General features: G+C 73.6%; 21 protein-coding genes. 9 read left to right on the forward strand and 12 right to left on the reverse strand.

The features are described from left to right. Positions 1 to 98 precede the first annotated feature (98 nt). The 8 genes from Nocox_RS37500 to mfd form a co-directional block, all read right to left on the reverse strand. Entirely contained in the window at positions 99 to 1244 is a 1146-nt protein-coding gene (locus Nocox_RS37500; RefSeq protein WP_020545189.1) for a hypothetical protein, read from the reverse strand. A 177-nt stretch (positions 1245 to 1421) separates the two neighbouring features. Beyond that, positions 1422 to 2369: a Ppx/GppA phosphatase family protein gene (locus Nocox_RS37505; protein ID WP_020545190.1), complete on the reverse strand. Its 948-nt coding sequence runs from the start codon at positions 2367 to 2369 to the stop codon at positions 1422 to 1424. Next, the gene (locus Nocox_RS37510) at positions 2360 to 2872 is read right to left on the reverse strand and encodes a DUF501 domain-containing protein (RefSeq protein ID WP_033410157.1); all 513 of its coding nucleotides are present in this window, start codon (positions 2870 to 2872) and stop codon (positions 2360 to 2362) included. Before Nocox_RS37510 ends, Nocox_RS37505 begins: the two co-directional genes overlap by 10 nt. Further along, positions 2838 to 3335 carry an FtsB family cell division protein gene (locus tag Nocox_RS37515; RefSeq protein WP_020545192.1) on the reverse strand — a complete coding sequence of 166 codons (498 nt, stop codon included), beginning with the start codon at positions 3333 to 3335 and terminating at the stop codon, positions 2838 to 2840. The genes Nocox_RS37510 and Nocox_RS37515 overlap by 35 nt, the downstream gene beginning before the upstream one ends. A gap of 48 nt (positions 3336 to 3383) precedes the next feature. Further along, positions 3384 to 4661, reverse strand: coding sequence for a phosphopyruvate hydratase (gene eno, locus Nocox_RS37520; protein WP_020545193.1), 1278 nt, complete (start codon positions 4659 to 4661; stop codon positions 3384 to 3386). Positions 4662 to 4754: 93 nt separating this feature from the next. Further along, on the reverse strand, positions 4755 to 5696 hold the full coding sequence (locus tag Nocox_RS37525; protein ID WP_020545194.1) for a nucleoside triphosphate pyrophosphohydrolase: 942 nt from the start codon (positions 5694 to 5696) through the stop codon (positions 4755 to 4757). Between the two features lie 3 nt (positions 5697 to 5699). Beyond that, positions 5700 to 6299, reverse strand: a complete 600-nt coding sequence (locus Nocox_RS37530) for a SurA N-terminal domain-containing protein (RefSeq protein WP_157383242.1) — start codon at positions 6297 to 6299, stop codon at positions 5700 to 5702. Between the two features lie 30 nt (positions 6300 to 6329). Then, positions 6330 to 9818 (reverse strand): transcription-repair coupling factor, encoded by a 3489-nt coding sequence (gene mfd, locus Nocox_RS37535; RefSeq protein WP_026214771.1) that lies wholly within the window; start codon positions 9816 to 9818, stop codon positions 6330 to 6332. 208 nt (positions 9819 to 10026) lie between these two features. On the opposite strand from mfd, the gene Nocox_RS37540 reads away from it, so the two are divergent. The 3 genes from Nocox_RS37540 (at position 10027) to Nocox_RS37550 (ending at position 12912) form a co-directional block, all read left to right on the forward strand. Further along, the gene (locus Nocox_RS37540; RefSeq protein WP_020545197.1) at positions 10027 to 10746 is read left to right on the forward strand and encodes a class I SAM-dependent methyltransferase; all 720 of its coding nucleotides are present in this window, start codon (positions 10027 to 10029) and stop codon (positions 10744 to 10746) included. 70 nt (positions 10747 to 10816) lie between these two features. Further along, positions 10817 to 12031, forward strand: coding sequence for an adenylyl-sulfate kinase (gene cysC / locus Nocox_RS37545; protein WP_020545198.1), 1215 nt, complete (start codon positions 10817 to 10819; stop codon positions 12029 to 12031). Beyond that, entirely contained in the window at positions 12028 to 12912 is an 885-nt protein-coding gene (locus Nocox_RS37550; RefSeq protein ID WP_020545199.1) for a sulfite exporter TauE/SafE family protein, read from the forward strand. Before cysC ends, Nocox_RS37550 begins: the two co-directional genes overlap by 4 nt. Here the strand turns inward: Nocox_RS37550 and Nocox_RS37555 are convergent. Then, positions 12909 to 14009, reverse strand: a complete 1101-nt coding sequence (locus Nocox_RS37555) for a glycoside hydrolase family 26 protein (protein WP_020545200.1) — start codon at positions 14007 to 14009, stop codon at positions 12909 to 12911. The genes Nocox_RS37550 and Nocox_RS37555 overlap by 4 nt on opposite strands. Positions 14010 to 14356: 347 nt before the next feature. Here Nocox_RS37555 and Nocox_RS37560 point away from each other — a divergent pair, with 347 nt between their 5' ends. Genes Nocox_RS37560 through Nocox_RS37585 form a run of 6 tightly spaced genes read left to right on the forward strand, consistent with a single transcriptional unit; the run spans position 14357 to position 20986 of the window. Next, complete coding sequence (locus Nocox_RS37560; RefSeq protein WP_051112665.1) at positions 14357 to 15733, forward strand: GumC domain-containing protein; 1377 nt, start codon at positions 14357 to 14359, stop codon at positions 15731 to 15733. Continuing rightward, entirely contained in the window at positions 15730 to 17010 is a 1281-nt protein-coding gene (locus tag Nocox_RS37565) for a hypothetical protein (RefSeq protein WP_020545201.1), read from the forward strand. Before Nocox_RS37560 ends, Nocox_RS37565 begins: the two co-directional genes overlap by 4 nt. Beyond that, the gene (locus tag Nocox_RS37570) at positions 17007 to 17909 is read left to right on the forward strand and encodes a hypothetical protein (RefSeq protein ID WP_020545202.1); all 903 of its coding nucleotides are present in this window, start codon (positions 17007 to 17009) and stop codon (positions 17907 to 17909) included. The genes Nocox_RS37565 and Nocox_RS37570 overlap by 4 nt, the downstream gene beginning before the upstream one ends. After that, a complete protein-coding gene (locus Nocox_RS37575; RefSeq protein ID WP_020545203.1) occupies positions 17906 to 18760 on the forward strand; it encodes a sulfotransferase domain-containing protein in 855 nt (284 codons plus the stop codon). The genes Nocox_RS37570 and Nocox_RS37575 overlap by 4 nt, the downstream gene beginning before the upstream one ends. After that, on the forward strand, positions 18748 to 20094 hold the full coding sequence (locus Nocox_RS37580) for a lipopolysaccharide biosynthesis protein (RefSeq protein WP_020545204.1): 1347 nt from the start codon (positions 18748 to 18750) through the stop codon (positions 20092 to 20094). The genes Nocox_RS37575 and Nocox_RS37580 overlap by 13 nt, the downstream gene beginning before the upstream one ends. A gap of 7 nt (positions 20095 to 20101) precedes the next feature. Next, positions 20102 to 20986: a sulfotransferase gene (locus Nocox_RS37585; protein WP_020545205.1), complete on the forward strand. Its 885-nt coding sequence runs from the start codon at positions 20102 to 20104 to the stop codon at positions 20984 to 20986. Here the strand turns inward: Nocox_RS37585 and Nocox_RS37590 are convergent. Genes Nocox_RS37590 through Nocox_RS37600 form a run of 3 tightly spaced genes read right to left on the reverse strand, consistent with a single transcriptional unit; the run spans position 20976 to position 23571 of the window. Beyond that, positions 20976 to 21767 (reverse strand): WecB/TagA/CpsF family glycosyltransferase, encoded by a 792-nt coding sequence (locus tag Nocox_RS37590; protein WP_020545206.1) that lies wholly within the window; start codon positions 21765 to 21767, stop codon positions 20976 to 20978. The genes Nocox_RS37585 and Nocox_RS37590 overlap by 11 nt on opposite strands. Continuing rightward, positions 21764 to 22672 (reverse strand): glycosyltransferase family 2 protein, encoded by a 909-nt coding sequence (locus Nocox_RS37595; protein ID WP_020545207.1) that lies wholly within the window; start codon positions 22670 to 22672, stop codon positions 21764 to 21766. The genes Nocox_RS37590 and Nocox_RS37595 overlap by 4 nt, the downstream gene beginning before the upstream one ends. After that, entirely contained in the window at positions 22669 to 23571 is a 903-nt protein-coding gene (locus Nocox_RS37600; RefSeq protein WP_020545208.1) for a sulfotransferase, read from the reverse strand. Before Nocox_RS37600 ends, Nocox_RS37595 begins: the two co-directional genes overlap by 4 nt. Positions 23572 to 23612 lie beyond the last annotated feature (41 nt).

The following is a 23612-nucleotide window of genomic DNA, read 5'->3' on the forward strand; positions in this document are numbered from 1 at the left end:
CCATGCACACTACTGCGCAAAGCGTAGTAGTGGCAAACGAGAAACCGGGTGGCGCACGAGGCGCCACCCGGTCCGTACGTTCCTGTCGAACCCTTCGATCAGGCGGCGGTGGACGGAGCCGGAGCGTCCGTCGCGGGCGCCTGCGTCGTCACGACCTTGCAGGCCGCGTACGACTGGAAGATCGACTCGGTGTTGTGCGGGCCGCTCACCGTCAGGCTGACCTTGCCGCCCTTGGTCGCCTCACCGATCAGCGCGCTCTCGGGCAGCGTGACCGTCCGCGACTCGGAGCCGCGGAAGAACGACTCGCCGGAGGACACGGAGACACCGTTCACCCGCCAGGTCCAGGAGACCTTGGCCGAGCCGGTGGTGCTGACCGTGGCGTGCGCGCCCAGCTTGCACCCGTCGTGGTTGGTGGCGGTCACCAGACCGGACACCGCGACCTTGCTCACCGGAGCGGGAGCCGGGTCCTTGCACCAGACCGAGTACGAGGCCCGGTTGGACCAGGCGCGGTCGGGGCCGAGGATCTGGAGCTGCGCCCAGCCACGGTGGCTCTCGCGCGGCGAGAAGCCGAAGCCGACCTTGGCGGCGTGGCGGACCTTCACCTTGCCGTAGTCGACGACGTCACCGTTGAGCACCCAGCGGTACTTGACCCAGGTCGGGCGGTTCGCCTTGATCAGGCCGGTGAAGCCGATCTTGTTGCCGGGGCTGCAGACACCGACGTAGGAGTCGGGGTTGGCCCAGGCGCTCGCGGACACCGACGGGGTGCCCGGGAGGTGGATGTCTACCTTCGGCTCCCTCTCCGGCTGGGCGCAGGAGACGGAGAAGTAGCCCTTCTTGGTGACGTACTTCTTCGGGGAGAGGACCTGAATGGCCTCCCAGCCCTTCACGTCCTCCTTGAAGGTGACCGACTGCCGGACGGTGACCGTCTTGGTGCCCTTGCCCTTGAGCTTGACCACGCTGACCTTGCTCTTGGACCCGTCGCCGTGCAGCCAGCGGTAGGCCAGCTCGGTCTTGCCCTTGACGGACACCTTGATCTTCGCCGAGAAGTTGACCTTGACGGGACAGTCGCCTTCGTACGTGCCCGGCTTGGCCTTGGGCGCGGTCGCCGAGACCTTGACACCGGTCTTGCCGGCCGTGGCCGCCTGCGCGGGACCCGCGACGAGCCCGGCGGTCAGGGTGGCGAGCACCGCGGCCGACGCGCCGAACGCCGCCGCCCTGCGTGCGGCTAACCCAGAGAACTTCATGGTGAGAGTGCTCCATTCCGTATGAGGGAAAAGGACGCGCTCGGGAACGGTCGCCACGCCGACACTTTCCGTGCACGGCAATATGGCAAAGCCCCCGTAATGCTCCTTTACCTAAGCACAAATATGATTGCACACTCAACACGGACGAAGATCCGGAATGTCCGTATTTCGCGACACCTACCGGGCAAGCGACCAGGCAATACCGTCCAGGATGTCGTGCTCGCTCACGACGACCTGCGAAAACGCAAAACGGCGGACGATTCGGTCCAGAATGAGCGCGCCCGCCCCGATGACATCGACGCGGCCCGGATGCATCACCGGCAGCGCGGCCCGCTCACCGTGCGTCATCCCGAGCAGCCGCCGCGTCACCTCGTGCACCTGCTCGGCCGACAGGCGCGCGTGGTGGATGCGCTCCGGCTCGTACGCGGGCAGCGCGAGCGCGATGCCCGCGACCGTCGTCACCGAGCCGGCCAGGCCCACGAGCGTGTGCGCCCGGCGCACCGGGACCTCCGCCTCCACCCGGTCCAGCGCCGCCTCGATGTCGGCCACCACGGCCTCCAGCGCCGGCGCGGACGGCGGGTCGCCCGCGTCCTTGAGATGCCGCTCGGTCAGCCGCACGCAACCGATGTCCACCGACAGCGCCGCCTCGGCGTGCGACTCGCCCACCACGAATTCGGTGGACCCCCCGCCGATGTCCACCACCAGGTAGGGAGGCAGCGGGCCCTGGGGCACCCCGGTCTCCGGCGACAGCCGCACCAGGCCCCTCGTCGCCCCGGTGAACGACAGCTCGGCCTCCTCGGCCCCGGACACGACCTCGGGCTCGACCCCGAAGATCTCGCGCACCCCGGCCACGAAGTCCTCGCGGTTGGCCGCGTCCCTGGTCGCGCTGGTCGCCACGACGCGGGTGGCGCTCGCGTCGTGGCGCTCGATGAGCTCCTGGTAGCCGCGCATGGCCTTGAACGTGCGCTCCAGGGCGTCGGGGGCCAGCCGGCCGGTCCGGTCGACGCCCTGCCCGAGGCGGACGATCTCCATCCGCCGCTCGACGTCGTCGATGAGGTCGTCGCCGACGTCCGCGATGAGCAGGCGTACGGAGTTGGTGCCGCAGTCGACGGCGGCTACACGCATGGTCCGTCACTCCACCACTCGGGGAGTGCGTCCAGCGCCTCCCTGCCGATCGGGTTGGCACCGGGCGCCGCCAGCTCGTGCGCGACGAGCGCGTGCAGGCACTTGACCCGCTTCGGCATGCCTCCGGTGCTCTGCATGTCGCGCGGGAGCGGCTCCAGGCCCTCCTCCTCGGCGGCCGCGTCCCGCCTGGCCACGTAGTCGTCGTGCGCGGCCTGGTAGGCGGCGGCCAGCTCAGGGTCCGTGGCGAGCCTCGCCTGCATCTCGCGCATCAGGCCGGAGCCCTCCAGCGTGCCGATGGCCGAGGCCGCCTTCGGGCAGGTCAGGTAGTAGAGGGTCGGGAACGGCGAGCCGTCGGGCAGCCGCGGCGCGGTCTCCACCACGTCGGGATTGCCGCACGGGCAGCGGTGCGCCACCCCGCGCAGCCCTCGGGGCGGGCGGCCGAGCTGCTGCCGGACGACCTCGACGTCTTTACTGTCCAACGCTTTCCTTCTTCGTCGGCCCAGTGGTGGGCTCAGGAGTGGCCTTCCCACTGGGCTGGGTGCTCGGGGTCGTGCTCGGCCGGGCGGCCGGGCCCGTGACGGCCCGGCGTCCGGTGCCCGCGTCGGCGGCCTCCACGGACTCCCACAACGTCTCGTACCACGGAGGCGCCGTCGCCGGCTGCTTGGCCGTGGTGCGCCGCTCGTCCTGGCCGGGCTCCATCACGACGAAGCACTTCTCGCCAGGACCGCAGTAGTGCAGCCGCTCCTTGGCCGTCTTCTTGATCCAGTTGGGATCGTTGGCCTGCTGGTCCCGGGCCAGCAGCGCCTGCTTCTCCGCCTCGACCCTGGCCTTCTCCGCGCGCAGCTCGGAGATGCTGCGGCGCAGGCTGACGTATTCGCGCACCGGGTAGGCCAGGCTCATCGCGATCGCGCACACCACGACGGCCAGGATGGCTGCCCGCCCGGTGAGCTGCGGCCTCTTCGCCACCGCTGCCACACCCCCCTCCGCGTACGACCCCGAGCCGGTTACCCGAAACTAGCGCCGGAAACGCGGAAACGCCGAACGACCCGCGTAACGGGCGGCGTCGTCGAGGAGCTCCTCGATGCGCAGCAGCTGGTTGTACTTGGCCACGCGGTCGGAACGGGCGGGGGCGCCGGTCTTGATCTGCCCGCAGTTGACCGCCACCGCGAGGTCGGCGATCGTCGTGTCCTCGGTCTCGCCGGAGCGGTGGCTCATCATGCAGCGGTAGCCGCTGCGGTGGGCGAGGTCGACGGCGTCGAGCGTCTCCGACAGCGTGCCGATCTGGTTGACCTTGACCAGCAGGGCGTTGGCCGCGCCCTCGGCGATGCCGCGCTCCAGCCGCTCGGGGTTGGTGACGAACAGGTCGTCGCCGACGAGCTGCACCTTGTCGCCGAGCGAGGCGGTGATGGCCTTCCAGCCCTCCCAGTCCTCCTCGTCGAGCGGGTCCTCGATGGACACGAGCGGGTAGTTGGCGACCAGGTCCTCGTAGAAGGCGATGAGCTCCTGCGCCGACAGGCCCTTGCCGTCGATCGTGTAGACGCCGTCCTTGTGGAACTCGGTGGCGGCCACGTCGAGGGCGAGCGCGATGTCCTCGCCCGGGGTGTAGCCGGCCCGCTCGACGGCGACGAGGATCAGGTCGAGCGCGTCGCGGTTGGAGGGCAGGTTGGGGGCGAAGCCGCCCTCGTCGCCCAGGCCCGTGGCGTAGCCCTTCTCCTTGAGCACGCCCTTCAGCGTGTGGTAGACCTCGGCGCCCATGCGCACGGCCTCGCGGAACGTCTCCGCGCCGATCGGCGCGATCATGAACTCCTGGATGTCCACGTTGGTGTCGGCGTGCGCGCCGCCGTTGAGGATGTTCATCATCGGCACCGGCAGCACGTGGGCGTTGGGGCCGCCGAGGTAGCGGAAGAGCGGCAGCTCGCCGCTGTCGGCGGCGGCCTTGGCCACGGCCAGCGACACGCCCAGGATGGCGTTGGCGCCGAGCTTCGACTTGTTGGGCGTGCCGTCCAGGTCCATCATGATCTGGTCGATGATGCGCTGGTCCTCGGCCTCGATGCCGCCGATCTCCTCGAAGATCTCGTCGGTGACGGCGAGAACGGCCTTCTCCACGCCCTTGCCGCCGTAACGCTTGCCGCCGTCGCGCAGCTCGACCGCCTCGAACTGACCGGTGGACGCCCCGCTCGGCACGGCCGCACGGCCGGTGCTGCCGTCGTCGAGCACCACCTCGACCTCGACGGTGGGGTTGCCCCGGGAGTCGAGGATCTCGCGAGCGTATACGACCTCGATGGTAGCCACGGGATGCGCTCCTAAATCGGAAGACGATATGCCTTCAGAGCCTATCGGTCCGGCCCGGCGAGACAGGTCGCCGGTCACGCGCGCGCGGCGGGGTCAGCGGCTCTCCCAGGCGCGGACGCGGTCGCGGTAGGCGCGGGCCGCGCCGCGCAGCTCCGCCTCGGCGTCGAGCCCGGCCTCCCCGGCCCGGCGGACCAGGTCGAACAGCTCGCGCGCCACGCCCTGGCCGACCCCCGCCGCCAGCGACCCCGGCGCGCCCGCCCGTTCGGCCCTGCGGATGAGCTGGGCGGCCAGCGACAGCGCCGGCTGGCCCATCGGGACGCCGTCGAGCGCCGACTCGCGCCCCTTGGCCGCCCGCTCGGCCGCCTTGATCGCCTCCCAGTTGTCGTTGACCTGGTCGGCGCTCTCGGCGCGGACCGAGCCGAACACGTGCGGGTGGCGGCGTACGAGCTTGTCGACGATGCCGGCGGCCACGTCGTCGACGTCGAAGTCCTCGGCCACCCTGGCGTGGAAGACGACCTGCAGCAGCAGGTCGCCCAGCTCCTCGCGGAGCGCCTGGTGGTCGCCCTGCTCGATCGTCTCCAGCACCTCGTACGCCTCTTCGAGCAGGTACGGCACCAGCGACTCGTGCGTCTGCCCCCGGTCCCACGGGCACTCGGTGCGCAGCCGGTCCATGACCGCGACGAGGTCGAGCACCCGCGCGCCCGGCAGGTCGTACGAGCCGGGCACGACCTCGATCAGCGGCGGGTCGGCCATCGCCACGGCGGCGTGCCCGACCGCCCGCATGAACTCCTCGTCGCCGCGCTCCGAGCCCGACCCGGCCAGCCACACCACGGTCTCGGCGACCGCCCGCGCGGCCAGCGCCCGCGGATCGGGCTCGACGACCTCGACCTCGACGCCGGCCTCGGCGAGGTAGGGGAGCTGCGGATGCGCCGCGTCCCCGGTGAGCACGGGACCGGAGCGCAGCGCCTGCCACGCCTGATGGCTCAGCAGCCCGGGTGCGACCCTGGGCGAGGTGGTGACGACGACGAGCGGCACGGGCTAGCCCTGCGGGGCCTGGGCGGCGTCCGACGGCTTGCCGAAGCGGCCCGCGTCCACGAACGGCCCGGGGTTCGCCTGCGAGCGCTGCGGGTTGAGGGTGCCGTAGCGGGGGTTGACCACCGGCTTGATCGCGTTGAACTCCTGGGCCAGCCGCTGCTGCCCGCTCTCACCGCCGAACTGCTGCTGCAGCTTGGCCAGCCCGACCATCGCCCGGCCGTAGTCGCGGGCGTCGGACGGGACCACGCCCTGCGACAGCAGGTTGATCTCGGCCGACTGGAACTGGCCGGGATCCTTGATCGCCGCGTCGACCTCGGTCTCGCTGACCTGCACGTTGTAGCGGGTCAGCAGCTGCTCGGTGACGGCCACGTTGACCAGGCGCTGGAGCACGACATGGCTGACCGGGATGCCTCCGAGGTCCGCCTCGCTGAGGTTGTTGCGCTGGAGCGCCGCCTTGTACGCCTGCGCGTCCGCGTTGACCTCGCTCACCGTGATGCGGTCGTCGCCGACCACGGCCGCGGCCCCGACTGAGGAGGGGGAAGAGCAGGCGGTCAGGGCCAGGCCCGCCGCGGCGGCGGCCATCGCCACTCGTATCGACTTCACATGCGTCCCTTTCCGACCGAAAAACCGCCGCTAGCTTACCCGTGCGGGCTCAAGGAACAGCGCCTCGACCAGGTCCCCGCACCATTTGAGCAGGTCGAGGTCGCGCAGAGGCTGCCCGCCGAGCGGCTTCGTCTTCGGGATCGGCACCAGCAGCGTCTCCGCGGCCTGCTTGTAGACGGCCTTCTTGTAGAGCCGGTCGAGCCGGACCTGCTGCGACTCGCGCAGCCTCGCCGGGCCGAACTTGATGTTCTGGCCCTGCAGCGTGACGTCGGTGAGGCCCGCCCTGCGCGCCTTGATCCGGAACGCGGCGACCTCCAGGAGGTTGCCCACCTCCACCGGCGGCTTGCCGTAGCGGTCGGTCAGCTCGTCGCGCACCTCGGCGATGTGGCTCTCCTCGGCGATGCCGGCGATCCGTTTGTACGCCTCCAGCCGCAGCCGCTCGGAGGTGACGTAGTCGTGCGGGATGTGGGCGTTGATCGGCAGCTCGACCTTGACGTCCGGCGTCTCCTCGCGCGCCTCGCCGCCGTCGAGCTTGGCCTTCTGCTCCTGCACGGCCTCGGCCATCAGGCGGACATAGAGGTCGAAGCCGACGCCGGCGATGAAACCGGACTGCTCGGCGCCCAGCACGTTGCCCGCGCCGCGGATCTCCAGGTCCTTCATGGCGACGTACATGCCGGCGCCCATCTCCGTGTGCTGCGAGATGGTGGCCAGGCGCTCGTGCGCGGTCTCGGTGAGCGGCTTCTCCGGCGGATAGAGGAAGTAGGCGTAGCCGCGCTCGCGGCCCCGCCCGACCCGGCCGCGGAGCTGGTGGAGCTGAGACAGGCCGTAGTTGTCCGCCCGGTCGACGATGAGGGTGTTGGCGTTGGGCACGTCGAGGCCGGACTCGACGATCGTGGTGGAGACGAGCACGTCGTACTCGCGTTCCCAGAAGCCCACCATGATCTTTTCGAGCTGGTTCTCGTTCATCTGGCCGTGGGCGACCGCGACGCGCGCCTCGGGCACCAGCTCGCGCAGCCGCGTCGCCACCCGGTTGATCGAGGCGACCCGGTTGTGGACGAAGAACACCTGGCCGTCGCGCATCAGCTCGCGCCGCACCGCGGCGGCGATCTGCTTCTCCTCGTACGGCCCCACGAACGTGAGGATCGGGTGCCGCTCCTCCGGCGGCGTGAGGATGGTCGACATCTCACGGATGCCGGTCAGGCCCATCTCCAGCGTGCGCGGGATCGGCGTGGCCGACATGGCGAGCACGTCCACCTGCGTGCGCAGGTGCTTCATCGCCTCCTTGTGCTCGACGCCGAAGCGCTGCTCCTCGTCGATGATGATGAGGCCGAGGTCCTTGAAGCGCACCTCGGGGCTGAGCAGCCGGTGGGTGCCGATCACGACGTCGACCGCGCCCGTCCGCAGGCCGTCGAGGGTGGCCTTGACCTCGCCGTCGGTCTGGAAGCGGGAGATCGGCTTGACCGTGACGGGAAAGCTGGAGAACCGCTCGGCGAAGGTGGACATGTGCTGCTGCACCAGCAGCGTGGTCGGCACCAGCACCGCCACCTGCTTGCCGTCCTGGACCGCCTTGAACGCCGCCCGCACCGCGATCTCGGTCTTGCCGTAGCCGACGTCGCCGCAGATCAGCCGGTCCATCGGGACGCCGCGCTCCATGTCGCGCTTGACCTCGTCGATGGCGGCGAGCTGGTCGCCGGTCTCGGCGTAGGGGAAGGCGTCCTCCATCTCGCGCTGCCAGGGCGTGTCGCCGCCGAAGGCGTGGCCTGGCGAGGCCATGCGGGCGGAGTAGAGCCTGATCAGCTCGCCGGCGATCTCCTTGACCGCCTTCTTCGCCCGCGACTTGGCCTTGGCCCAGTCGGCGCCGCCCATGCGGTTGAGCGTGGGCGCCTCGCCGCCGACGTAGCGGGTGACCTCGTCGAGCTGGTCGGTGGGGACGTAGAGGCGGTCGCCCTTGGCGTACTCGATGACGAGGTATTCGCGGGTCGCGCCCTGGACCGTGCGCTGCACCATCTCGACGTAGCGGCCGACGCCGTGCTGCTCGTGCACGACGTGGTCGCCGAGCTTGAGCTGCAGCGGGTCCACCATGTTGCGGCGGCGCGAGGGCAGCCGGCGCATGTCCTTGGTGGACGCCTTCTGGCCGACCAGGTCGAGGTGGGTGAGCACGGCCAGCGACGGCGTGACGAAGCCGTGCTCGATCAGGCCGGTGCTGACGTGCACGACCTTGGGCTCGGGCGCCTTGTCGAGGTAGGGGCGCAGCCGGGCGGGCACGTCCACGCCCTTGAGCAGCTCGACCATGCGCTCGGCCGGGCCGTGGCCCTCGCTGAGCAGCACGACCGCCTTCTCCTCCGCCAGCCAGCCCTTGATGTCGGCCAGCGCCTTGGCGGTGTCGCCGCGGTAGGCCTCGCTGTCGTGGGCGTCCAGCTCCACGCCGTTGCCGAACGGGGCCATCGTCCACCACGGCTGCCCGAGCACGTCGGCGTGCTGCCGGATCTCCTCCAGCGTGCGGAACGCGGCCGCGTCGAGGTCGATGGGCGCCTCGCCGCCGGCCGCGGCGTTGATCCAGGACGCCTCCAGGAACTCCTGCGAGGTGCGGACGAGCTCCTCGGCCCGGCCCCTGATCCGCTCGGGGTCGCACACGAACACCGCAGAACGCACCGGCAGGTGGTCGAGCAGCAGGTCCATCTCCCCCGCCAGCGCCGGCGCGAACGCCTCCATGCCCTCCACCGGGGAGCCCTCGGCGAGCTGGTCGAGCACCTCGGCGAGCGCCGGGTGCCGCTCGGCCAGCTCGCGGGCGCGGCGGCGTACGTCGTCGGTCAGCAGCAGCTCGCGGCAGGGCGGCGCGAACAGGCCGTCCTCGGCCGCCTCCAGCGAGCGCTGGTCGGCCACCTTGAACCAGCGGATCTCCTCGACGGTGTCACCCCAGAACTCCAGCCGCAGCGGATGCTCCTCGGTGGGCGGGAAGACGTCGAGCAGGCCGCCGCGCACGGCCACCTCGCCGCGCCGCTCCACCATGTCGACCCGGTGGTAGCCGTTGCCGACGAGCTGGGCCACGACCTCGTCGAGGTCGGCGTCGTCGCCGGCGCGCAGCCGGATCGGCTCCAGGTCGCCGAGTCCCTTGACGATGGGCTGCAGCAGCGCGCGGACCGGGGTGACGATCACGCTGAGCGGCCCGGCGGCGGAGTCGCCCTTGACCGGGTGGGCGAGCCGGCGCAGCACGGCCAGCCGCTGCCCCACGGTGTCGCTGCGCGGCGACAGGCGCTCGTGCGGCAGGGTCTCCCAGGCCGGGAAGACCGCCACGGAGGCGGGCTCGACAAGGCTGGTCAGCGCGGCGGCGAGGTCCTCGGCCTCGCGGCCGGTCGCCGTGACCGCGAGCACGGTCCGCTGGTCGTGCGCGGCGAGCGCGGCCACGCCGAACGGCCGAAGCGCGGACGGCGCGATCAGCGCGACGTCGCCGCCCTCCTCAAGGGCGGCGGTCAGCTTCGGGTCGGCGCGAACAAGGTCAAGCAGTCCGGAAAGACTCATCAGATACGCCCACAGCCCCACGACGGCATCACGATCACCCCCGGCCATGCCAGGTCCCGGGGGTGTGCTTCCCAGACTACTCGCCGCCAGACCTCAGCCGGCGCGCCCTCCGCGAAGGCGTCGCCGACGGAGATTTGGCCGCTCATGGGCCAGGACGCTAGCGGCGATATGCGTTACCAATACCGATCGGATGACTACTGTAGGTCACATGTCTGAGGTGCGATCGGTCGCCCAGCGGGGCGATCTCTTCGATCAGCGGGTCCGCGAGCACTGGACCGGCCAGCTCGGCAGACGGCTCGACGTGCTGGTCGCAGGGTGCGCCCACGGCGAGCCGCTGGCGCCGGAGCGGGTCGAGACCAGGTGCACGGGAGTCGACGAGGACCATCCGGCGATCCGCGGGGTGGTGGAGGAGCGGGCCGACCTGGTGGCCTGGTCGCTCGGCGACCTGCGCGGCGTGCCGCTGCCGCCCAGGTCCTACGACCTGATCCAGCTCTCGTTCCTGCTGGAGCGCGTCAGGCACGCCGAGCTGGTGCTCGACCGGCTGCTGCAGGCGCTGCGGCCGGGCGGGCTGGTGCTGCTGCGCATGCGTGACCGCGGGTCGGCGTACGGGCTGCTGGACCGCCTCACGCCGAGGTGGCTGCGCCGGATGCTGTGGCGCGCGGTGGTGCGGCCGGGCACGCCGGGGCCGCTCCCGGCCGTGTACGAGCCGCTGACCTCCGCCGACGGCATGCACGCGTTCTGCCTCAGCCGGGGGCTCATGGTCACCGACGAGGAGCGGCGGGCGAGCGGCCCCGCCCGGTCGAGCCGGCTGGGCCGGGCCGCGATCGCCGCGGTCTCCCGGCTGACCAGCGGACGCTGTCCCGCCGGGCACGACGAGATCACCATGGTCATCAGGAAGCCCCAGCATCACTTCGCCAGGGTGCTCTAGCGGCCTGCTTGAATGAGTCGGTACACTCCTTCCCTACCAAGTCAGTCGGATTAGTTGGGATGTAGGAACCGTGGAGTGGACCCCCGAACCGCACGAGCTGGCCGACCTGGAGCTGCTGCTCTCCGGCGCGTTCGCGCCCCTGACGGGGTTCCTGGGCCACGACGACCTGCACGCGGTGCACGAGCGCGGCAGGCTCGCCGACGGCACTCCGTGGCCCGCGCCGGTCACCCTCCACCTGCCCGCCGAGGTCTCCCCCGGCGACGAGGTGACCCTGCTGGACCCCGAGGGCCTGCCGCTCGCGACCCTGACGGTGACCGCCCGGGAGGCCGACGGCCTGGTCTCGGGCCCGGTCAAGGGCCTCGGGGCGCCGGAGCACGGCCCCTTCGCCCGCCTGCGGCGCACCCCGGCCCAGGTCAGAGAGGAGCTCGGCGGGCGCGCGGCGCTCGCCGTCACCATGCGCGGGCCGCTCGACGACCTCTCCGAGATCGTCGCCACCGCCAAGGACCTGGACGCGCTGATCCTGCTCCTCCCCCTCGCGTACGGCGAGGGCGGCCCGGCCGTCGTCCGCGCCGCGCTGCGCGCCAAGGAGCAGCTTCCCCCCGGCACGCTCGTGGTCCCCGTGCCGCTGGCCCCGCGCGCCGAGCCGGAGCTCGACCTGGAGCTGTGCGAGCGCGTCGCGGCCGCGTACGGCGCCGTCGAGCACTTCCCCGGCCCCGAGCCCGTCACCATCCCGGGGCCGCCGCACCGGCGCGGCCTCGTCGTCTTCTTCACCGGCCTGTCGGGCTCGGGCAAGTCGACCATCGCCCGCGGCCTGCGCGACGAGCTGCTGGAGCTGGGCGGCAGGACGCTCACCTACCTCGACGGCGACGTGGTGCGCCACCTGCTGTCGAAGGGCCTGACCTTCTCCAAGGCCGACCGCGACCTCAACATCCGGCGCATCGGCTTCGTGGCCGCCGAGGTCGCCAGGCACGGCGGCCTGGCCATCTGCGCGCCCATCGCCCCCTACGCCGCCACGCGCGCCGAGGTGCGCGCGATGGTCGAGGCGGTCGGCGCGGACTTCCTGCTGGTGCACGTGGCCACGCCGCTGGAGGAGTGCGAGCGGCGCGACCGCAAGGGCCTGTACGCCAAGGCCCGCGCCGGGCTCATCCCCGAGTTCACCGGCGTCTCCGACCCCTACGAGGAGCCGGACGACGCCGAGCTGGTCATCGACACCACACATCTGTCGATCGAGGCGGCGGTCTCCCAGGTGCTGGGGACGCTGCGGTCCGGAGGCTGGGTACGTTGATCGATCTCGCTCTGGTCGGCGGTTCCTTCCTCGTCGCCGTCGTCGTCGGGCTGACCGGCATGGGCGGCGGTGCGCTCATGACGCCGATGATGATGTTGTTCTTCAACGTGCCGCCGCTCGCCGCGGTCTCCAGCGACCTCGTGGCCTCGGCCGTGATGAAGCCGGTCGGCGGCTTCGTGCACCTGCGCCGGGGCACGGTCAACCTGCGCCTGGTGGGCTGGCTGTGCGCGGGGTCGGTGCCGGCGGCGTTCTGCGGGGTGTTCCTGGCGCGCGCGTTCGCCGTCAGCGACGCGGTGACGTACGCGCTGGGCGTGGCGCTGCTGCTGGCCGTGGCGGGCATGGCGGTCAAGACCCTGCTCGGCGGGCGGGGCGGTACGGCGAGCGCGCACGACATCGTCGTGCGCCCGATCCCTACCCTACTGGTCGGTATGGTAGGCGGTGTGGTCGTCGGGGTCTCCTCCGTCGGCTCAGGCTCGCTGATCATCGTGGCCCTGCTCGCGCTCTATCCGGCGCTCAAGGCCAACCAGCTCGTCGGCACCGACCTGGTGCAGGCCGTGCCGCTGGTCGCCGCCGCCGCGCTCGGCCACCTCCTGTTCGGCGACTTCCAGCTCCATCTCACGCTCTCGCTGCTCGTCGGCTCGCTCCCCGGCGTCTACCTCGGCGCCAGGATCTCCTCGCGCGCCCCCGGCGGCCTGATCCGCGCCCTGCTGGCCATCGTGCTGCTGGCCTCGGCGCTCAAGCTGCTGGAGGTGAGCAACGGCGTCACCGTCGCGGCCCTGGCCGCCGCCACCGCGGTCGTGGTCGTCGGCTGGCGGGTGCGGCGGCGTACGGCGGCCGGACCGGCCGAGCCGGACGCGGCCATGAGCCCGGCCGTCCGCTAGGGACGCGGCACCGGCGTCGAGCGGAAGTAGGGGTCGCGCGCGAGCCGGGTGAAGGCCCGGTCGGCCCCCGGGTCGGAGTCGAAGGTGGTGTCGCCGCGCGGCGCCTGCGGCGAGTCGAAGTAGATCAGCGCCTTGATCTGCGGATAACGCTTGATCTGCCGCCCCACCGACTCGAAGAAGCGGCGCTTGAACGAGGGGTCGCGCGGCCGCTCGAACACCCCCCACTCGGCCACCATCACCGGCTTGCCGGGGAAGCGGAGCTGCATCCACCGGTAGAAGCCCGGCCACTGGGCGAACTCCTTCTCCTCCCGGGTCTTGTTGACCAGCCCGTCGAAGTCCTTCACCCGGTCGTCCGCGTAGGGGTCCATGGCGACCCAGTCGACCACGTCGTCACCGGGGTAGAGCTGCTCGAACCACGGCTGGGCCGCCCAGTTGGGCGCCCCCATGTACGTCATCACGAAGACCGCGTTCCTGACGCCCCTCTCGCGCAGCCGCAGCACGACGTGCCGGTACATCGCCGCGTAGTCGGCGGCCCCCATGCCGGAGCCCGGCGCGACGTCCACGTCGTTCTCCGGCTCGTGGTGCAGCGTGAGGAAGAACCGCTCGGGGAAGGTGCGCCGCAGGTGGGCGGCCAGCCGGTCGATGCGGCGGTCGATCCTGCCGCGGGCGACCTCGGCCCAGGTGTGGTCGAGCGACGGCTTCCAGTTGATCATGAGCAGCCGCGGCCTGGCCGGATCGCGGGCCAGCCGGATCTCGGCCTGGGTCGGGAAGACCTCGCCGCCCCGGTGGTAGACGTGCAGCACGTCGGCCGCCGCCCCCATGCGGTCCTCCGCCCCCCGCAGGGCCTGCTCGACCGGCACTCCGGTGAAGATCTCGGGCGCCAGCCCCCACCAGGCGCCGCAGGACGGGATGAGCCGGGCGGTGGCCGTGCAGGCCGGCGATCCGGCGGCCCGTCTGGCCGGATCGCCGGCGTCGCCCGTGGAGCCCGCCGTGGAGCCTCCCCTGGCCTCCGCCGCGGATCCCGCCGTGGAGCCCGCCGCGTAGCCGGCGGCCGACTCGGCCGTGCCGGCCGTGCCGGAGCAGGAGCTGAGCGTCACGATCGCGGCGAACGCCGTGACCGTTCTGGAAGTAATTCCCCGTAGTTGCAAAATTGTCCACCCTCCTGGTCGAAGGACCCCCGTGATGTCACACCTGAACCTTGCCATGCCATTCCCCGAACTTCAGCCGGTGTGGAGAGTATTCGCAGGTCGGCAAGGGTAAAGCCGTGCCCGATTTTTCACGGAATATCGATCTATAAAGGCCATTCTTTCCCGCCACGCCAGAGAAATCTCCGCGGATGCGAGTCGGGCGCTGATCGTCCGCCCTATAGTGGGCGCACGCCTCGGCCCGTGACGCTGCGTCGCCGGGCGGCGACGACGCGCACATCATCCAGGAGGCCGCTCCCATGACCCAGCCGCCGGACGTCCACGCCCGCCGCCCCGGGGTCGAGCTGGAGGACCACCTCGCGCTGCTGCGCCGGCGGTGGCTGGTCCTCGTGGGCTGCGTCGTGGTCGGCGGCACCGCCGGGCTCGGGCTCATGCGGCTCACCCCCTCGGCCTACACCGCCGTCACCGAGGTCCAGGTCATGCCCATCGGCGCCCAGGAGCCCGGCAACCAGGTCACCGCCCGCCAGCGCGAGTCGCTCAACCTCGACACCGAGGCCAAGGTCGCCGCGTCCGCCGTGGTCGCCCGCCGGGCCGCCCAGACGCTCGGCCTCACCGTGCCCGAGCCGGCCGAGGTCACCGTGCCGCCCAACTCCTCGGTCCTCGCCATCGCGGTCACCGCCGCCGACCCGCAGACCGCCGCCACGCAGTCCGCCGCGTACGCCGACGCCTACCTCGCCCACCGCCGCGACAGCGCACTCGCCGCGCTGGCCGACCAGCAGCAGGCCGTGCTGGGCAAGCTCAGGCAGGTCAACGCCGGGCTCGACGCGACCATCCGCAGGCTCGCCCTGCTCGTCAGGGGCACGCCCGACCACACCATCGCGCTCCAGCGGCAGAGCGTGCTCAACAGGCAGGCCGCGAGCCTCGCGCTCAAGTACGACGCCCTCCGCACCGTCGCGGTCACGCCCGGCACCGTCATCAGCCCCGCCGCGCCGCCCGCCGCGCCCAGCTCCCCCAGCCTGCCGCTGTACCTCGGCACCGGGCTGATGGCGGGGCTGCTGGCCGGCGCCGCCGCCGCCCTGATCCGCGACCGGCTCGACACCCGGCTGCGCAGCGCCGCCGACATCGAGCGCCTGACCGGCCTGCCGGTGCTGGCCGACCTCTCCACCGCCGCCGATCCGGACGCGCTGCACGAACTGGCCGGCGCCGCCGAGCTGGACGCGCTGCGCGAGCTGGCCTCCGCCGTCGTCGCCGCCTGCCCGGGCAAGCGGCTGCTGGTCTGCGCCCTGCCCACCGACCTCTGTGTCTCCTCGCCCGTCGAACCGCTCGCCGTCAGCGCCCCGCTCACCGTGCTCGACGGCACCGACGTACGCGACCTCGCGCGGGCCGACGCCGCCCTGCTGCTCGTCGGCCTCGGCCGCGTCACCGCGCCGGAGGTCGCCGCCACCGCCCGCCGGCTCGGCCGCCAGGACGTCCCGATCATCGGCGTGGTCGCCGTCACCGACGTGGTGCCGGTGTTCGTGCCGCTGCTGGAGTCGCGCCCGCACACGCCGCTCGGCAAACTGGTGGCCACCGGCGAGTTCCCCACCGCGTCGGCCTCCGCCGAGCGGGGCGTCAGCACCTCCGCCGAGACGACTCCCCTGCCGCCGCTGCGCCGGCCCTGGCAGGGCCACTCGTGAGCCGGGCCGCCTGGCCGATCGCCGCGCTGCTGGTCGGCTACCCGCTCTGGTGGGCGCTCGGCTTCGGCGGCCTGTCGGTGATCGTCCTGGCGGGGCCCATGGCGGTGCTGCTCTGGCGGCGCAGGCCGATCCTGGTGCCGCCCGGGTTCTGGCTGTGGATGCTGCTGCTGGCCGGCTACCTCGTGAGCGCGCTGATGCTGGCCGAGTCGCCGCCCGGCACCTACGGCGACCTCGGCCCCGGCCGGCTCGTCGGCTGGGCGATGCGGCTCGCGCTCTACGCCAGCGTCCTGATCATGGTGCTCTACCTGGGCAACCTGACCGAGCACGAGCTGCCGCAGCTCCGGCTGGTACGCATGCTGGGAGTGCTGTTCGTCACGACGGTGGCCGGCGGGCTGCTCGGCGTGCTGGTGCCCGGCTTCGCGTTCACCTCCCCGGTGGAGCTGCTGCTGCCCGACTGGCTGAGCGGCAACGCGTTCGTCCAGAACCTCATCCACCCGACCGCCGCGCAGACCCAGAAGGTGCTCGGCTACGCCATGCCGCGCCCCGAGGCGCCCTTCGAGTGGGCCAACGCCTGGGGCAGCAACGTGTCGGTGCTGCTGGTCTGGGCGGTGGTCGGGTGGTGGGCGCACGGGAGCCGGCGGCAGCGCGCCCTGCTCGCCGTGCTGGCCGCGCTGGCCGCGGTCCCCATCGTCTACTCCCTCAACCGGGGCCTGTGGATCGGGCTCGGCCTCGCCGTCGTCTACCTGATCGTCCGGGTGGGCGGGCGCACCAGGCTCGCGCTGTGCGGGGCGGTGGCGGCGGCGGCGCTGGCGTTCGCGCTCAGCCCGCTGGCCCCGCTGGTCGCGCAGCGGCTCGACCGGCCGCACTCCAACGACATCAGGGCCTTCACCGTCACCGCCACGCTCGCCGCCGCCGCGCACTCGCCGGTGATCGGCTACGGCAACACCCGCAACGCCACGGGCAACCACCGCAGCATCACCACCGGCCGCACCGAGTGGTGCCCCGGCTGCGGTCATCCGCCGCTCGGCAGCGACGGCCAGCTCTGGCTGCTGCTGATGACGCAGGGGCTCACCGGGGCCGCGCTCTACGTGGCCTTCTTCGCGACCGCGATCCGCCGCCACTGGGCCGACCGCAGCCCCGTCGGTCTCGGCGGGGTGCTGGTGATGGGCCTCGTGCTGCTCTACATGTTCGTCTACGACGGCCTGGTCACCCCGCTCATCCTCTACCTGATCTCCTTCGCCCTCCTGTGGCGCAACGCCAGGCGAGGTGCCGCATGAACGACGCCGCCGTACGTCTGAGCTACCTGGCCGACACCGTCCGGCTGCTCTATCCCGGGCCGGGGTCGCCGCGGGCCTACACCGTGCTGCCGCACGCCGCCGTGCCCCGCCGGCTCGCGCCCCGGCGCTGGTGGCACGTCGGGTCGCCGGTCATGGTGCCCGGCGAAGGGTCGATCGCGGCCTACCTGGGAGAGGTCTTCGGGCGGCCGGTCGAGACCGTCCTGCACGTCCGGCCGGCCCGGCGGGCCAACCGCAAGCCGGTGCTGGAGGTGCGCGCGGGCGGGCGGCTGCTGGCGTACGTGAAGGTGGGCGACAGCGCCCGCGCCCGCGTGCTGGTCGCCGCCGAGGCGGCGGCCCTGCGCAGGATCGCCGGGCTCGGCCTGCGCACGGTGGTCGCGCCCGAGGTGCTGCACCTCGGCGACTGGCGCGGCCTCACGGTGCTGGCGGTCTCGCCGTTGCCCGTACGACGCCGCCGCCGGACGCCCCGCCCGCTGCTGCTGGCCGCCGTCGCGGAGATCGCCGCCACCGGCCAGGAGGAGGGAGCCGCCTGGCACGGCGACTTCGCGCCCTGGAACGTCTGCCCCGCGCCCGGCGGCCGGCTGCTGGTCTGGGACTGGGAGCGCTACGCGACCGGCGTCCCCTACGGCTTCGACGCCCTCCACCACTTCTTCCACCGCGCCCTGCGCCGGCTGCCGCCTCCCGACGCCGCCCGCGCCTGCGTGACGCGAGCGGCGCGCGAGCTGGCCCCGCTCGGCGTGCCGGCGGCGACCGCCCGGCAGAGCGCCGCGCGTTACCTCATCGCCCTGGCCGACCGGCACGCCGCCGACGGCCACGAACCGCTCGGCCCGCCGCACACCTGGCTCAACCCGGCCGTCGACCACGAGGAGTCACTCCTATGAGGACCGTGAAGCGGTCGGTCCTGTCGTTGTCGCGGACCGCGGGCCGGTTGACCGCCGGGGCGCGGCTGCTGCCGGCGTTCCTCATCGCGGGCGGCCAGCGGTGCGGCACGACGTCGCTCTACCGGGCGCTGGCGAGGCACCCGCTGCTGCTCAAGCCGGTGCTGCACAAGGGCGTGCACTACTTCGACGCGGCCTACTGGCGCGGGCCCGCCTGGTACCAGGCGCATTTCCCGCTGCGCGCGGGGGCGGCGCTGCTCACCCACCGCTACGGCGGCCGGGCGCTGGCCTTCGAGTCGTCCCCCTACTACCTGTTCCACCCCCTGGCCGGGGAGCGGATCGCCGCCGACCTGCCCGGGGTCAAGCTCGTCGTGCTCGTCCGCGACCCGGTCGAGCGGGCCTGCTCGGCCCATGCGCACGAGCTGGCCAGGGGGTACGAGACGGAGCCGCGCTTCGAGCGGGCCGTCGAGCTGGAGGAGACCCGGCTCGCCGGAGCCGAGGAGCTGCTGCGCGCCTCGCCGCACGCCCGGCACCACTCCCACCGCCACCACGCCTACCTCGCCCGCGGCCGGTACGCCGACCAGCTCGACCGGCTGGAGCCGCTGTTCGGCCAGGACCGCATCCTCGTGCTGGACAGCCATCTGTTCTTCCAGCAGCCCGAGCACGTCTACGACCGGGTGCTGGAGTTCCTGGGAGCGCCGCACCTGGGCTATCCGGAGTTCGAGCGCCACAACGGGCGTCCCCGGCCGCACCCGCTGCCCGCCGCGCTGGGGCGGACGCTGCGCGAGCGGTTCGAGCCGTACGACGCCCGGCTGGTGCGCTGGCTGGGAGCGGAGCCGTCGTGGCGACGGTGACCCCGGCCCGCCTGGTCGCAGGGCTGCGGCGGCCGGGCGGCGTGGCGCGGGGCGGGGCGGCGGGGCTGGCGGCGGCCGGGGTGTCGGCGGCGGCGCAGTTCGCGCTGGTCGTGGTGGTGACGCGGGCGGTGAGCGCGGCCGAGGCCGGGGCGTTCTTCGCGGCCACCGCCGTGGTGCTCATGGCGGCCGGCGTGGCGAAGCTGGACGCGGGGAACGGGCTGGTGTTCTTCCTCGCCCGCGCGCGGGCAGCCGGGCACGGGAAGGCGGCGGGGCACGCGGGGGCCGCCGGGCATGCCGGAGCCGCCGGACCTTACGGCGCGGCCGGATATGTCCGGGCAGCGACCGTTCCTTGCGTGGTGGCGGCTGCCGTGGCCGCCGTGGTGCTGTGGCCGCGGGTGGGGCCGGTGGCGGCGGTCGTGCCGGTCGTCGCCCTCGGCGACGTGCTGCTGGCCGCGACCCGCGGGCTCGGCACACTGCGGCCCACCGTGCTCCTGGACGGCATGGCGCTGCCCGCCGCGCAGCTCGCGCTGGTCACCGTCGTGGCCCTGGCCGGGCCGCCGGAGTGGCTGCCGCTCGCGTGGGGGCTCCCGTACGTGCCGGTGCTGGTCCTCGCGGCCGTGGCGGTGCGGGGGCGGGTCCCGCGCGGCCCCCGCGTGCCGGGCGCCGGGCGGGACCTGTGGCGCTACACCGCTCCCCGCTCGTTCGCGGGCGCGATCCAGGCCGTCTTCCAGCGGCTGGACGTGGTGGTCGTCGCGCTGCTCGCCGGGCCCGCGCAGGCCGCCGTCTACACCGCCGCCACCCGGTTCAAGGTCGTGGGCCAGCTCGCGAACCAAGGGCTGACCCAGGCCGTCCATGCCCGGCTGGTGAGCGCGCTCGCGCGGGGCGAGCTGGCGCGGGCCAGGGAGCTCTACCAGGCGGCGACCATCTGGCTGGTGCTGCTGACCTGGCCGGTGTGGCTCGCGTACGCGGCGCTGGCCCCGTGGCTGCTGGCGGTGTTCGGGCCCGCGTACGGCACGGCGGCGCCGGTCGCGCTGGTGCTCGCGGCCACGATGATGGTGGCCACGGCCTGCGGGATGGTGGACGTCGTGCTCACCGCCGCCGGGCACACCGGACTGAGCCTGCTCAACCTGCTGGCGGCCGTGGCCTGCACCCTGGCCCTGGACGTGGCGCTGGTGCCCGCGCACGGGGCGCTCGGCGCGGTGGCCGGCTGGTCGGGCGGGGTGCTGGTGAAGAACCTGCTGCCGCTGTGGCAGCTCCACCGGCGCTACGGGCTGCGCCCGTTCGGCCGGCACACGCCGGCGGCGCTGCGCCTGCGCACCTGGGCCGCCGCGTGAGGGCCGCATGAGCGCCGCGCCCGTGCTGGTCACGGGGCTGCCCAGGAGCGGCACGAGCTGGGCGGGCAAGATGCTGGCGGCCGGCGGCGGGCTGGTCTACGTCAACGAGCCGCTCAACCCCCAGCACCCGCCCGGCCGCTGCCCCGGCGTGCTGGCCGCCGAGGTCACCCACCGCTTCCAGTACATCTGCGACGACAACGACGAGGTGTGGCTGCCCGCCTTCCGCGACACGGTCGCGCTGCGCTACCGCTGGGGGGCCGAGCTGCGCGCGAACCACCGCCCGTACGATCTGGCCCGCCTGCTCCGCTACGGCACCGCCTTCGCCCACGGCCGGCTGGCGGGGCGACGGGCGCTGCTGGACGACCCGTTCGCGGTGCTGAGCGCGGGCTGGTTCGCCCGGCGGCTGGGCTGCCGGGTGATCGCGCTCGTGCGTGATCCGGTGTCGTTCGCGGCGAGCTGGCAGCGGCTCGGCTGGCGCGCCGACCTCCGCGACCTGCTGGACCAGCCGCTGCTCGTCCGCGACCATCCCGAGGTGGCGGCGCTCGACCCCTCGCTCGACCGCCTCGCCGCGATCGCCGCCCTCTGGCGGGTCACCCGGACGATCCTGGACCGCACGCCCGGGATCCTCCTCGTCTCCTACGAGTCCCTGGCCGCCGACCCCCTCACGGGTTTCCGCGGTCTGTACGGCCACGCCGGTCTGCCCTGGACGCCGTCCGCCGCCCGCCGCGTCCACCGCGCCTGCACCGGCCCGTCGTCGGCGAACGGCGCGTTCCGCTGGTCCGGCCTGTCGCGTACGGCCTACCGCCGCATGGACTCCCGCCAGGCGCTCGCCACCGCCGCCCGTGGCCTCACGGAGCAGGACGCCGCCCGCGTCCGCGCCCTCACCGCCTGACCAGGCGGGCGGCCAGGCGGGCGGCCAGGCACCGGCCGAGCAGGCGGGCCGCGAACGGCAGGTCGTCGACGAGGTAGCGGCGGGCCAGCCGGCGCGGCTCGGTGGCGAGGCGGAACGCCCACTCCAGGCCCGCCCGCCGCATCCACCACGGCGCCCTCGGCACCATGCCGGCGGCGAAGGCGAGCGCCGCCCCGCACCCCAGGAACCACGCCCCCGGCAGGTCGCGCCGCAGCTCGGCGATGAGGAGGTCCTGCCGGGGGAAGCCGAGGCCGACGAAGACCAGCCGGGGACGGGCGGCGGCGACCCTGCGCCGCACGGCGTCCCGCCCCTCCTGGCTGGAGTCGAAGCCGTGGGCGGGGGCGTGCGCGCCGCAGACCCGCAGCCCGGGGAAGGCTCCGGTGAGCGCGCGGGCGGCCCGCTCGGGGGCGCCGGAAGGGCCGCCGAGCAGGTAGACCGGCCAGCCGTGCCGGGCGGCCCGCGCGCTGAGCGCCCGCAGCAGGTCGGCGCCCGTGACCCGCTCGGGCAGCGGCGTGCCCAGCAGCCGCGCCGCCCAGATCAGCGGCATCCCGTCGGCCACCACGAGGTCGGCCGAGGCCACGAGCCGGCCGAGCGCGGGGTCGGCGCCGGCGAGGCGGCAGATGTCCACGTTGGGGGTGACGATCCGGCCGCCCCGCCCGGCGGCCAGCCCGGCCGTCACCCGCTCGACGACGTCGTGCTCGCGCACCGGGTCCAGCCCCAGCCCGCCGACCTGGATCCGTCCGGCGCCCACGGTCAGGGTCATATGCCGTGCCCCCGGTCGTGCAGCCGGGACAGCACCGCCGGCGCGGAGACCAGCCCGGCCGCCACCGCGAGCGCGATCGGGGCGCGCGGCTCGGCGGGGCGGGAGGCGAGGGCGCGGGCGGCCCAGCGCAGGGCCGCGCGCCGGTGGCCCAGCGCGGCGTGCCCGAAGGCGAGCTGCCCGTAGACCCGGGCCGCGCCGCGTGGGTCTCCGGCCAGCTCGGGGTGGCGGGCGAGCATCCAGTCGAGCCCGGCGATGCGGTCGGCCCAGCGGCCGACGTAGTGGGAGGAGCCCCAGCGGACCCGGACGAGCGGCCGGTCGACGTGGGCGATCGGGTGGCGCTTGGCGGCGCGCAGGGCGAGGTCCCAGTCCTCGTTCTGGCCGCCGGGCGCGCTCTCGTCGGGCCGCGGGGCGCCGCGCTCGAACAGGAACGTCGAGGAGTGGACCATGACCATGCGGGAGCGTACGAGGTCGGCCGCGGTCACCGTGGACGCGCCCGCGAGGCGCGGCACCCGGTGGCCGCCGTGCTCGACCTCGATGCCGCAGCTCGCGAACTCGGCCCCGCCGCGGCGCAGCGCGCGGAGCTGGGCGGCGAGCTTGCCGGGCAGCCACATGTCGTCGTCGTCGCAGAAGGCGGCGAGGTCGGCGTCGAGGGCGTCGAGGCCGGTGTTGCGGGCTCCCGGCAGGCCGGGCGTGCGCGTGTTGGGCAGCACCAGCACCCGCCGCCGCGGGCCGTCGCCCAGCCCGGCGAGCCCTTCGGCGATCTCGGGGACGGGGGCGCCGCCGTCCACCACGACGGCCACCGTCAGCGTGCCCCAGTGCGCCTGCCCGAGCACGCTCGCGACGGCCTGGCGCAGCAGGACGGCCCGGTCGCCGCGCGTCGGGACGACCACGCCGACGGAGGTCACGCCGTGCCCCAGTAGCCGTAGCGCACGCGCAGCGGCCAGGTGAGCAGGTTGACCACGCGCCGGTCGCCCTCGGCCATCGCGGTCGCCCACGAGTCGTCGCGCCGCAGCTCGACCCGGCCGACGTGGAAGCGCATGGGGTTGCCCGAGACGGTGTGGGACGGCCCGAGCCAGGCGGTGCGCCCGTCGATGAACGGCAGCTCGGCCGCCGCCTCCCCGAGGCCCAGCTCGTGCTGGAGCGCGCCGAACGCGGGCCCGGGGGCCGCCAGCAGGTCCTCGTAGCGGACGGTGGTGACCGGCACGCCGCGCCGCGCGAGCAGCTCAAGCGCGGCGTTCTGGGCGGTCCAGTGCAGGGCCGTGCGGGCGGGGCCCCACCGGGTCATCGGCAGGCCGTCCTCGGGACGCTCGACGGCGCGGCCCCAGGAGTGGGCGACGGCGCGCGGATCGCGCACCACCTGGACGACCCGGACGTCGACGCCGCCGGTCGCCAGGCAGCAGGCCAGGGAGGCGTGCTTGCTGGAGTCGACGACCACGCGGGCCCCGGTAGCCGCGTAGAGCTGGCGGTAGACCTGGACGTAGTCGGCGAGGTCGGGATGGGCGATGCGCGGGACGCGGCGCGTGCGGTCGACCCGCCGGCGCAGCGTGAGCACCCGCTCCGCCAGCCGGGCCGACCATCCTCCGAAGGCGCGCTCCCCCACCTGCCGCCAGAAGGGGCAGGCGGGGAAGGGCACCCCGCACCCGCAGGGCTGGCCTGCGAGCACTCCCCTTTCCCAGAGATGCACGACCTCGCCGAGGGCGATCACGCCGGGCAGCTCGCCGAGGAGGCGTTCGAGCAGCGTGCTGCCGCTGCGGCCCAGACCACCCAGGTAGATCACCTGGGTGGTGTGCTCGTGATCGGTCAACGGAGTGGCCTCGCATCAGAAACTCGCGCTCACCGTGGACT

The organism is Nonomuraea coxensis DSM 45129 (assembly GCF_019397265.1).
In the GTDB taxonomy this organism is placed as follows: Bacteria; Actinomycetota; Actinomycetes; order Streptosporangiales; family Streptosporangiaceae; genus Nonomuraea; species Nonomuraea coxensis.

Bases quoted from the DNA above. Each gene is read 5' to 3' on its own strand.
- Nocox_RS37500 (WP_020545189.1), bottom strand. From the start codon at position 1,244: ATGAAGTTCTCTGGGTTAGCCGCACGCAGGGCGGCGGCGTTCGGCGCG.
- Nocox_RS37505 (WP_020545190.1), bottom strand. From the start codon at position 2,369: ATGCGTGTAGCCGCCGTCGACTGCGGCACCAACTCCGTACGCCTGCTC.
- mfd (WP_026214771.1), bottom strand. From the start codon at position 9,818: ATGAGTCTTTCCGGACTGCTTGACCTTGTTCGCGCCGACCCGAAGCTG.
- Nocox_RS37540 (WP_020545197.1), top strand. From the start codon at position 10,027: ATGTCTGAGGTGCGATCGGTCGCCCAGCGGGGCGATCTCTTCGATCAG.
- Nocox_RS37560 (WP_051112665.1), top strand. From the start codon at position 14,357: ATGACCCAGCCGCCGGACGTCCACGCCCGCCGCCCCGGGGTCGAGCTG.
- Nocox_RS37570 (WP_020545202.1), top strand. From the start codon at position 17,007: ATGAACGACGCCGCCGTACGTCTGAGCTACCTGGCCGACACCGTCCGG.
- Nocox_RS37575 (WP_020545203.1), top strand. From the start codon at position 17,906: ATGAGGACCGTGAAGCGGTCGGTCCTGTCGTTGTCGCGGACCGCGGGC.
- Nocox_RS37585 (WP_020545205.1), top strand. From the start codon at position 20,102: ATGAGCGCCGCGCCCGTGCTGGTCACGGGGCTGCCCAGGAGCGGCACG.
- Nocox_RS37590 (WP_020545206.1), bottom strand. From the start codon at position 21,767: ATGACCCTGACCGTGGGCGCCGGACGGATCCAGGTCGGCGGGCTGGGG.